We start from the raw sequence: 10,793 nt of genomic DNA, 5'->3' as shown, positions 1-10,793 counted from the left end.
TGAAAACAGCCATGGTCATATTGGTAACGGTGATAGCACCGATGACGCCACGCCATATATCCGTGGTCATAACGTCGGCAGTTTTGCTGAGGTGGAAATCTGGCTGCATGGCCGACGCATCGATACCGTTCAGGCGGACAATTTCGGCAACTGGTCTTATAACCTTACGCTGCGTGAAGGTCGCAATCAGATCGTGGTGAAATCGCAGGGTGTTTCCAGCGAACCTTACGATATTTACTATGCTTCGCCAGCCCCGCCAGTGCCGGTCATTACCTCTGTCTGGGCTGATGAAAACAGCCATGGTCATATTGGTAACGGTGATAGCACCGATGACGCCACGCCATATATCCGTGGTCATAACGCCGGCAGTTTTGCTGAGGTGGAAATCTGGCAGCATGGTCGACGCATCGATACCGTTCAGGCCGATAATTTCGGCAACTGGTCTTATCACCTCACGCTGCGTGAAGGTCGCAATCAGATCGTGGTGAAATCGCAGGGTGTTTCCAGCGAACCTTACGATATTTACTATGCCCCGCCAGCTGTTCCTGAGCAGCCCGCACTGGCAATCACCCAGATGCAGGATATCCTGACAGGCAACCCCGTAGATCCGCACGGCACCATTACCGGCCGCAATGTGATCCTCAGCGGCACCGGTCCTCGCGGTACCATTGTGCAGATCTGGATCGGCGACCAACTGGTTAACAATGTTTACAGCGGCAGCGACGGTCGTTGGAGTACACCAATCTATCTGCTGGAAGGTGAAAATAGTATTACCGTGAGACACGCTGGCAATCAGAGTGAAGCGGTCATCATCACTACCCAGAACCCGCCACCGCCGGCGCTGGAAATCACCGAGCTGCTCGCCGATGAAAATGGCGCAGGCCCGATCCTGTCAGGCGACACTACGCAAGATGCAACTCCACAGCTGAGTGGGATTGCCGGCGCTAATATGCTGGTACAGATTTGGATCAACGATCAGCTGGTGCGCACCGTTAATGCTAACCGCTACGGCGAATGGCGCTACACCCCAACGCTGGAAGAGGGTCTGAACCAGATCGTAGTGAAGTCGATGGGTGTGACCAGCGAGCCCTTTGAGGTTATCTATGAGCCACTGGTGGTGCCGGTCGAACCGGAAGAACCTGAGCTGGCCATCACCGGGATTCGTGATCTCGCCACTGGCCAGATCCTTGAGCCAAATGCCTCACCAGAAAGCGCTGAGGTGCGCTTGTTCGGTAAAGGGCCAGCAAATCAATGGGTGCAGATCTGGTTGGGTGATACTGAAATAGGTATCGCGCTTACCAATGGACAAGGTGAATGGGATAAAGCTATTGATCTCCAGTTAGGCGACAACATGCTGACCGTGCGCGTTGGCGATCAGCAGAGTGAGCCGGTACTGGTGAACGTGCCAGCATTGAATTTGCCGGCACCTGAGATCTCGTACGTTTATGCCGATGAGTACGATCCCAAAACGTTGCAAACTGGCGAAGCCACCAACGACGACACGGTGCAAATTAGGGGCACGGCCAGCCATCCGTTCGCCTTTATCGAAATCTGGATTAACGGTGACCTGATTGAAACCAAGCAGGCTAACTATTATGGCGCATGGGATCATTGGGCGACGTTAAGTGAGGGGCAAAACAGTATTGTTGTGGTATCTCGTGGCGTATCAAGTGAGCCTTTTGTCGTCGACTATCAGCCCTTTGAAGGTCCAGCAACCACGCCAGCGCCTGAAATCTGGTCAGTATTTGCCGATGACTTTACCCAGGTACAAACTGGTGATATCACGCAGAGCGCTACCCCTCAGCTAAGCGGAATTGCGGAAGCCCACATGCGAGTTCAGCTTTGGGTTAACGACGTCATGATTGATTCCACTTATGCCGACAGAAATGGGCTCTGGTACTTCAACCCAAGGCTGACCGAAGGCGTTAACCGCATCATGGTTAAATCAAATGGCGCAGAGAGCGACGTATTTGAACTGACCTATCAACCTGAAGTTGTCCCTGTCGAACCCGTGGATCCCGTCCTTCCGGTTGATCCGGTCATTCCGGTTGACCCTGCCAACCCTGAGTTGAGCATCGTTTATCACAACGAGCTGAGCGACGGTAATACCACCACCGCTGAACGTCAGTCAGTATTCAGCGGTAAGGCGCCGGCGGGTTCAATGATCACGCTGTATCTCAACGATCAGCTAGTGACCACCATTGAAGTTGCGAGCACGGGAGACTGGATTGTAAGCACCGCGCTGTTTGATGGTGAAAATAGCCTGAGAATCGGTCTTGATGGTCAGTTCAGCGAGGCGGTCGCGGTTACCGTTCAGGGTTCACCGGCACCGCAGATCCTCATTGCACAGGATGACCACGGCGTTGCGTGGCAATTACAAAACAATGCTTTCACCGATGATGCCATCCCGCAATTGCGCGGTGTTTCTGCGCCGAACGCCATTATTCAGGTGTACGTGGGCGGGCAACACCTGGGCAGTGCGCAGGCGGATATGTCGGGCATCTGGCAGGTCGATATCAACCTCAATCCAGGTCGCAACGAGATCTATGTGGTGGAAAACGGCGTGGCCAGCGAGAACTTCTACCTGACGCTGGAAGATGCGCCGGTGATCACCGGGCTATTCGCGGATGGTGAGATGCATGAGAACGGGGGTGCAGCCGGTGATGCGGAACTCGTTCTGCACGGTATCGCACAGCCTGGTGCAACGGTTGAGATTTATGATTCTCACTCAAGCCTGCCCATTGTGATTACCGCGGATGCCAACGGCAACTGGAGCCATACCGTCTCTGCCCTGGTCGGTGAAAATACCTACTTTGCCGTTTCCAGAGGTCAATGGAGCGAGGCATTTTACTTCAACTATATTCCGGATCTGGCAGAGCCAGCGCAGCCGGAACAACCTGAGCAGGCAGCATTCCCGATCGATATGCCAGAAAACATTGAGCAGTACCTCAATGTTCCTTACATCACATCGGCGTACGACAGCGTCGGCACCATGCCATGGCTAATGAACAGCGGCAGCTGGACTGATGACGCACAGCCGGAACTGTACGGTGGCGGAGCTCGCCCGAACGTTATCATCACCATTCTGGATGGCGACAATAATGTGATTGGTAGCACTCGTACCAACAGCAAGGGCGACTGGCGCTTTACGCCGAAGGAACCGCTGTCACCAGGCCAATGGGAATTCTCAGCAGCCAATGAGTACGGGAATTCGGGCAGCACGTTCACCGTCAATATCCGCGATCTCGACCCTGCGCCGAACATGATCGCCTATGACGATGTAGGTGATTATCGTGGTGTTCGTCCTTCTGGCAGCTTCATTGATGATGCTATGCCTTCGTTCCACGGCGGCAGCAATCCTAACAAGCTGATTTCACTGTATGACCAGGACAACCAGCTGATTGCGACCACCACCAGTAACTGGAACGGATCATGGACCATCAACATTGAGACACCATTGCTGCCTGGCACCCACAGCTTCGTTGCGCGCGATGAGGATGGAAAATCCAGCGATAGCTTGGTTCTGAACATCAAAACCTCAGACGATGCGCCTTGGCCTGAAATCTCATCGCTGCTGGCCGATGGCGACGCGATGCTGTTCGCCGCGCAAACGGAGAGCGATGATCAGGATAGCTTCGTGGCATTGACCATCAGCGAAGCGGATATGGCGCACTCTTCACTGCACGATGCGCTCTCCAGCGACATGGTGGCCAACACGCTACTCAGCATCGAACTGTTAGACGAGCATCAGTCACTGACGCAAGGCTAATCATCTTCGTGATACCAGCACGCCCTGCGGGGCGTGCTTTCTCCTGAGCCGACGGCTCGACTTATCTCGAAAGGGAACTTTATGACCACACACTTTGTAAAACCCACCATTACCTCCGTGCTGGATAACAGCGGCGACGTGGAAAAATCCATCTCATTTTTAGGCACTTCCCACGATACCACGCCAAAACTGAACGGCACTGCAGCGCCGAATAGCATGGTGTTTATCTATGCGCATGGGCGTTTTATTGGCGTCGTTGATGCTGATACCTCCGGCAACTGGACCTACACCCCGACCATGCCGCTTAATATGGGCGCGCAAGAGTTCAGCGTGATGTCTCAGGGCCAGACCAGTGACAGCTTTGTCGTCTGGATGAAACCCGCTGAACCGGCCCGACCTGAGCCAACGCCAGAACCGACGCCAGGCCCGGGTCCGATTGTCACGCCTGATCCCGTGACGCCACCTGCCCCTACCCCAACAGGTTTAGCCATTACCGGCATCAATAACCTCAGCGGCGAGCAGGCAGCAGTGCCTGCGGGTGGCGCAACCGATGGCAACAGCGTGCGTATCTCTGGCAATGCTCAGCCTAACGCCACCGTGCAGCTGTTCGCTAATGGTCGCGAGATTGCGATGGTTACCGCAGACGCCGAGGGCAAATGGAGCTATGACGCTAATCTGACCAACGGCAACAATGAACTGAAGGTGGTTTCACGTGGTCAATGGAGCCCAGCCTTTACTGTTGATGTGCAACCTGCCGGTACACCGGTCGCACCTGCGCCAACGCCGGAACCTACACCAGAGCCAACGCCAGCACCGGAACCTACGCCTGCGCCTGCAGTGGCAATCACTGCGGTCAACAATCTGGGCGGCGACAAAGCCAGCATCCCGGCTGATGGCAGCACCGATGGCAACAGCGTACTGATTTCCGGCACCACGCTGGTACCCGGTGCCATCGTGCAGCTGTATGTGAATGGTCGTGAAATTGCCATGATCACCGCTGATGCAGAGGGCAAATGGAGCTACGAGCCAACGCTGGCAACGGGCATTAACGAGCTGAAAATCGCTTCACGCGGCCAGTTCAGTAAGCCATTCACTATCGATGTGCAGCCATCTTCGGTGGTAACGCCGGAGCCTACCCCGGAACCGACCCCTGAGCCAACGCCAGCCCCAACGCCTGAGCCGACGCCAGAACCGACTCCAGCGCCAGCCCCAACGCCAGTGCCTGGCACCGGCCCATCGGCCGATCTCAGCATCGATACGCTCTTCAGCACCAATGGCATCGTTGCCGATGGCGGCGCTACCGCGGCCACCAGCTTTGTGATTAATGGCACTGCGCAGCCTGGCACTACCGTCGAGATCTATCTCAATGGCGAGTTTTACGGCCGCGCCGATACCAACATCTATGGTAAGTGGGGCACGCCTGCCACCTTCCCCGATGGTGTTAACAGCCTGATGATCAAAGTGGGCGATGCCTACAGTGAAAGCTTCACCTTCAGCAAGAATGCCTTCAGCAGTTTGCTGATGCAGGCAGAGCCTGCGCTGCTGCTGGCTGACGCCGATGCGGTGTTGATGGCAGCGCAGGCAGAGGACGCACGCGTTGAACTGACGATTAGCCCGGCGGATATGGCTTATAGCTCGGTGATGGAAGGTGTGAACAGTGAGTTTGCACCGCTCAACGTGCAGTGGGTTGATCAGCTGGAAGAGCAAAACGCGCTGTCTCAGCTGTAAGCAGCAATCGCTCTCGCCATTGCATCAGATGTTTATGATAATTGATGGCTGAGCAGTGAAACACTCTACAAACCCGGCTTATGCCGGGTTTTTCCGCTTATTCAGCGCCATGCCTGAGTGACGTTAATCAAGCCGTCCACTTTGGCGCTGTTAGTTATAGGTCAGGGTGAACGTAGCGACTGCCCGAGCTAACCCCGGCGTAACCGTCGCAGCCGTTTGATAAAAACGCGCCGTAAAGGGAATGTCGTATACGCCGCCTGCCGCTCCGCTGTCACCCACAGCCAGCGCCGAATTAAGCGTAACGGGGACATCATGATAGGCAAGCTGAACGCCCAATCCGGTCGCCACACTATCCGCGCTGAGTGCCAGAACCGTTGGCAATCCCGCTGCTGGCGTGCCAGTGAATTGCACTGTTACGGGCACCTGAGGATCGCAGATTAAAGGGATGTTGAACCCTTCGGATGAAGAGACACTTCCCGGCCCGGTGAACGTTTTTAGCGGTATTTTATTGCCCAAATTGACCGGGATTACGGTTTGCGTCAGCGAACAGGTGGCAACCGGAATCGTCATAGCCGGTAAATTCACCGTTAATAAACGCGTCTGCGCGCCGGCGGTCCCTGTCCGCCAGTTATAATTGAGCACCCACGTAGTCGTAGTGCCTGACGTGACGGGGCCGGTTTTAACCAATTCAAAAAGATCTGACATCTCGCGCGCACCCGTAATGTTTAATCCGCGATAAATGCTTCCGTCCGACATCGAATAGTTAGTCCAGACAAAAGGCGTTCCATTGCTGGTATTGGTCCAGCGGATGCCGATCCCGGCAAGGGAGGTGTTTCTCACGCCAGGCACGGGTGAAGCACCATAATCCGTATTTAAACCAGAGCGCAGCATTGCGGTATTCGCGCCGACTCCGCTGCAGGTCACACGATAGTTGACGGAGCCAGTGCTAATAACCGTGCCAATTGGCGTAAGTGAACTGACTGCTGTCGGTGGCGACATCGCCACATTGAGTGTGGCTGGGGCTGAGGTACAGGCCGCCCAACTGCTGCCGAACATTGATAAACCTGATAATAAAAGCAAGCAGTGAAGAAGTGACTTCATTTTTTCCTCCTTGATGGCGTTAACTACAGACGGCGCTGCCATATTGAAGCGGCTCACCTTCCTTTACCTCTATAGTGAAAGCAGCCTGGCATTGCTGGTGCGGTTGCTCTCCCCACTTCACCATCAGCACCCCTTTATCAGGCATACCGGCTAAATAGGTCTCACCGTGCGTGCCGGCGATGCTGATAACGGGTTTAGCGTTGTCTGCCTGATAGCTCACTTCCGCGCCAAACGGCACTGGCCGCCCCGCTTGAGTTAGGGTGATTAAGGTGCGATGTCCCACGCGTGTCGCAAAATTGGCGACCACCACGGCACCTTGTGTCGGAACGGCTGTCGCTACGGTGGTGTCAATATCAACACCCTGTTTGAACGTTGCCGGATCAAGCGCAATACGATTTTTTCGATAGCTTGTGGCGTAGGGAACCACAGCGTAGCCACGCCGGTCCGTATTGATACCGGTTTGATTTTGGACTGAGACGCCGTCTGCATCCGGTGCGCGCACCAGCAACATCGTCTCGCCTAAGGGTTGAGATAACGTAACGCCCCAGGGATGTGCCACCACACCGCCCTGAGCGCCGACATTGATTTGCCGCGTGTCACGTCCATAACTGTATCCCGCATTCACCTGACCATAAGTGCCACGATAATTCACAGATGTATTGCCGCCGTAGCCGGTTCCCTGGCTGGCATAGCTCTGTTGCAGATCATAATTAAGGTTGTTTTGCTCCAGCGCCGTGCCGCTGATGCCAACACGCTGGGCGGTGCGACCGCGATCGCTGGTATCAATCGAGTAACTCAGGCGACTGTTGGACAAACCCTTGCTCAGCGGAATTTGCATATTGAAGGCAAATAATTGCTCTGTACCCTTTGCTAACGGCGTCTTATTCAGGCCGTAACTCAACCCATAGGAAATATGCTGTAAGCTGGCATTCCAGCCAATATTTACGCTACGTTCAGAACCCTTACGCCCCCAATAATCCTGCTGCAGGCCCGTAATAAAAACATTGCCGGCATCAAATATTCGCTGGTTGATATTAACCTGAGTTCGGCTGCGTTTATTGCTGTAGACCTGCAGACGCTCATCGTTCGATGCATCAGCATTGATCTCATTTGACTCTTTAAAGTCATAGAATCCTTGAGTGGAATAGCGGTAACTTGCCAGGGTAAAGTTGGTTCCCAGGCGATTAATATCTTTTGAATATTGGACGCGAAATGACTGCCCGCTCTTCTTTTCCGTTGCTCCCGGTAATTGGGTTTCGGCTTGAGACACATCAAATGACAACGATCCCCAATCACCCCATCCATGACCTACCCCCAGCATTCCTGACAGGTATGAGGGCGACGCTATCACGCCGGCATAAACGGATGTTGCAGAGGGAAGTCCATAAATCACGCTGCCTTGAGTAAAAATAGGTTCGCGTGCTAAGGCTGAGGTCGAGCGAAAGTTACCGGCAGAGATGCCATATTTCACGCGACCTTCACGCAGCATAATCGGCACGGCGGAATAAGGCTGCACCGCAACGCGCTCTGTTCCATCGGCCTCTTTAACCATGACTTCAAGGTCGCCGCTGGTAGCGGTGGGATAGAGATCGGTAATTTCAAACGCGCCTGGTGCGACATAGGTTTGATAGATCACATAACCATTCTGCTTCACTGAGACCTGAGCATTTGATTGTGCAATACCGCGTATCACCGGCGCGTAACCGCGCTGACTATCGGGATACATATTGTCGTCTGACAGCAACTGAATACCGCGAAATGGCACGCTGTCATAAATATCAGAAGGGGTGAAACTGTCACCGGCAATAAGCTGCGACTTTAACGGTTGGATGTCACGCTGAACATAGGTACTGATAGTATTCCATTGCTGCGCACTATTATTATCAGACCAGGTTGAATAATTCCTTAAGCGCCATGCCCCCCAGTTAGCCCCACTTCTCAGATTGAGGAAGCGAGAATTATTTGAGGCGGCATGATTTTTATTCACAGCGTTAGCGGCATTGGCACTGTAGTTCAGGAGCAATGCGGGTATGCCTCGATCCCATTCGCTGGGATCAATATAATCGCGTGAGGTTTGATTGAGTGCCGCCTGAGGAATACTGATATTCAGTTGCTGAGTATTGAAATCAAATTGTGTGCTGGCGTCGGGAATGTAATGACTCATCTCACCGATAGGGTGTTCGGCATTAAGGGATTTCAATGCCGCAAAGGCATCAATTTTCACACCGTATCGCTGTAAGTCACTCACCGTTAACTCTGGGTGCAATTGATGGCCAAGCAAAACAAAGTTAATGTCCTGCGCTGCAATAAACTTCTCATTAACATTGACACCGACACGGTAACGACCGGGCAATTGCGTATCATTTTTTGACAGAAGATCCAGATTTACGGACTCTCGCTCAGCATCGCTCAGTTCCAGTGCTGCAGGGTTAAAATACTCTTCTGCATAGATATCTGAGCTGAGTGCTAGCAAAAAAATAAGCTGTAATGTTACTGTTTTCGAAACATATAACACTCGCATATTATTATCTCCACTTAATACCCACCACGGGTCGCTGCAGTCGTGTCAACGCTCATGGCACATCATTATTTTGATGTGGCTTCAGCCGTGATATTTCCGTAGTCGCCAATCGCCTTCCAACTCACTTTCCCCGCTGCACCTGCAGGAATGACATAGTTCTTTTTACTTTTCGGTGCGATGTAGCCCGGATCTTTTATGTTGTTCGCGCCAACACTCAAGCTATAAAAAGAGACAAAGTAGCCAGTTGGATTTTCTACAATAAGTTGATTGCCTGTGCGTGTTATTTTCAGCGATTTATAAGCATCAGCGGCAGCGCCTGTTAATGCCACTGGTCGGTAAAATAACTTTATTTGCGTTTTGACCGCAATTAACACTTCATTCTGGCTATTTTTATTTGATGCAGGGATCGCTTTAACGTTCAACCAAAAAAGTGACTCTTTATCTTGTGGAAGTGGCACATTAGATTTAATGATACGCAACACATTTTCCTGTTCACCGTTTAAGCGAAAAAGCGGCGGTGTGACAATAAATGCATTGGTCTTAATATGATCCTCTGTTTCAACCCACGATTGAATCAGAAAACTTTTTTTCTCTGAGTTCTTAACAGAGATATTGCTCTCGCTTTTTGCTGCCTCGTAAACCACACGCGTGCCGCCAAGCGAAACGCCAGCGTGGGCGATGCCGCTAATCAATAACAGTACGCCCACTGCATAGCGGAAAGTTTTTACTAACATAGGTTATATCCTGCTTACCCGATATGTCGCCTGTGCAGGATGCGTAATAAGCATCCTGCATCTCAATAAAGCGATTAATATTTAACGGTAAAGTTAATCACAGTGTCAGCGCTACCTGCCGCTATTGGCGTGGTAGTTTGCACATATTTGGCGAAATAACTTAATGTGCCGCCGGTTGTCGTCAGAGGAACTGATTTTGACGTTGAGCCATAAGGAATCTCAGTTGCACCATCAGCTTCATACAGACCGACCGCGACACCGGTCGCTGGAGCTGTGGAGGTTAGCGCAAATAAATTACTGTTAACCGCATCGCTGGTGCCATCAAAGCTAACGGCGGCGCTGTTAATGGATGCAGGGCAAGAATCAAAATCAATTTTAATAGGTTCAATACCGGCGGTAGAACCCGGACCGGTAAAAGCTCTTGAAGAAATGGTGCCGAAATCGACGTCGATGGATACGCTACCGGCATTGATGGTACAGGTTGTATCTGAAATCGTTCCCGTCACATTTATCGTACCATCGCTAGCGTGAGCAAAGGTTGTTAGCGATGAGACTGCGATTACCGCAGATAAAATAAATGGATTTTTCATATTAACTATTCCTGAATAGAAAAGCGTCGTTGAGTTAATTTAATTCGATGCATCGCTACTGCAGGTGGGTGGCCACTTCCCTTGAATTAAGGTATAGCGGATGGGTCTTGGAGTGGTACAAGATCGGTCTTGGTTGTTGTTTTTTATTTGAATAAAAAGAGAACCATCAACAGAAAAAAATATCAAACTCACCAAAATCATCAAGAAACACTGTTTGTAAATACCTTTACTCTTTTAGAGTGGAATATCACAACCCAGCTGAATTATTGATAGCAATGCGCAGTGGCTAATAAATAAAAAATGAATTTATAATTGCCAGAATGCTTTGGCTTTATTTAGTAAAAGCTGTT

The 10,793-nt window shown here is 51.9% G+C and carries 6 protein-coding genes; 2 read left to right on the top strand and 4 right to left on the bottom strand.

The window, feature by feature from the left end; translation table 11 throughout:
• Window positions 1-3,769, top strand: a 3,769-nt coding sequence (locus WFL93_RS18800) for a hypothetical protein (protein WP_336778779.1), incomplete at its 5' end; no start/stop codon positions are given.
• Between the two features lie 81 nt (window positions 3,770-3,850).
• Window positions 3,851-5,497 carry a hypothetical protein gene (locus WFL93_RS18795; protein ID WP_336778778.1) on the top strand — a complete coding sequence of 549 codons (1,647 nt, stop codon included), beginning with the start codon at window positions 3,851-3,853 and terminating at the stop codon, window positions 5,495-5,497.
• Between the two features lie 150 nt (window positions 5,498-5,647).
• On the opposite strand, the gene WFL93_RS18790 is transcribed toward WFL93_RS18795, so the two are convergent.
• From WFL93_RS18790 to WFL93_RS18775, 4 genes are all read right to left on the bottom strand, one after another.
• On the bottom strand, window positions 5,648-6,598 hold the full coding sequence (locus tag WFL93_RS18790; protein WP_336778777.1) for a fimbrial protein: 951 nt from the start codon (window positions 6,596-6,598) through the stop codon (window positions 5,648-5,650).
• A 19-nt stretch (window positions 6,599-6,617) separates the two neighbouring features.
• Window positions 6,618-9,119: a fimbria/pilus outer membrane usher protein gene (locus WFL93_RS18785; RefSeq protein ID WP_336778776.1), complete on the bottom strand. Its 2,502-nt coding sequence runs from the start codon at window positions 9,117-9,119 to the stop codon at window positions 6,618-6,620.
• Between the two features lie 65 nt (window positions 9,120-9,184).
• The gene (locus WFL93_RS18780) at window positions 9,185-9,853 is read right to left on the bottom strand and encodes a fimbrial biogenesis chaperone (protein ID WP_336778775.1); all 669 of its coding nucleotides are present in this window, start codon (window positions 9,851-9,853) and stop codon (window positions 9,185-9,187) included.
• A gap of 74 nt (window positions 9,854-9,927) precedes the next feature.
• Window positions 9,928-10,443: a fimbrial protein gene (locus WFL93_RS18775; protein ID WP_336778774.1), complete on the bottom strand. Its 516-nt coding sequence runs from the start codon at window positions 10,441-10,443 to the stop codon at window positions 9,928-9,930.
• Window positions 10,444-10,793 lie beyond the last annotated feature (350 nt).

Origin of the sequence: Pantoea sp. USHLN256 (assembly GCF_037149875.1) — a bacterium.
In the GTDB taxonomy this organism is placed as follows: domain Bacteria; phylum Pseudomonadota; class Gammaproteobacteria; order Enterobacterales; family Enterobacteriaceae; genus Pantoea; species Pantoea nemavictus.
Note: the sequence above shows the minus strand (reverse complement) of the source record. Positions and strands in the feature narration are given on the sequence as shown.